This is a genomic window from Psychrobacter sp. TB20-MNA-CIBAN-0197, assembly GCF_040309765.1.
Lineage (GTDB): Bacteria > Pseudomonadota > Gammaproteobacteria > Pseudomonadales > Moraxellaceae > Psychrobacter > Psychrobacter submarinus.
This window is the reverse complement of record NZ_JBEOPC010000810.1, coordinates 1-262: the sequence shown is the minus strand read 5'-3', so window position 1 is coordinate 262 and position 262 is coordinate 1. Positions and strand designations below refer to the sequence as shown.

Annotated in this window: 1 protein-coding gene; it reads left to right on the top strand. The window is 59.5% G+C overall.

Annotated features, from left to right (window positions below):
• On the top strand, positions 1-262 hold a 262-nt coding region (locus AAEY83_RS16100; protein WP_351060602.1), incomplete at both ends, for a hypothetical protein.

Sequence of the window (262 nt, the reverse complement as noted above, 5' to 3'; positions counted from 1 at the left end):
CGCAAGGAGACGCTGCGGATTGCCGGGCAAAACGTCGCGGCACTTAATGTCTGGCTATTGCCCAGCGATCAGCCGCTGTCCGGCGCGGTCTATCGCCAGCAAATGGCTGCCGCCTGTGCCAGTCAGATCACCGCACTGCTCAATGGCGGGCAAAACGGTAGCGCTGGTTTTGTTCAGGGAGATGACTTCAGAGGTTTGCGTCCTTCGGATATTGCAATCCTCGTCCGCGACGGTAAAGAAGCCCAGGCCGTACGCGCTGAAC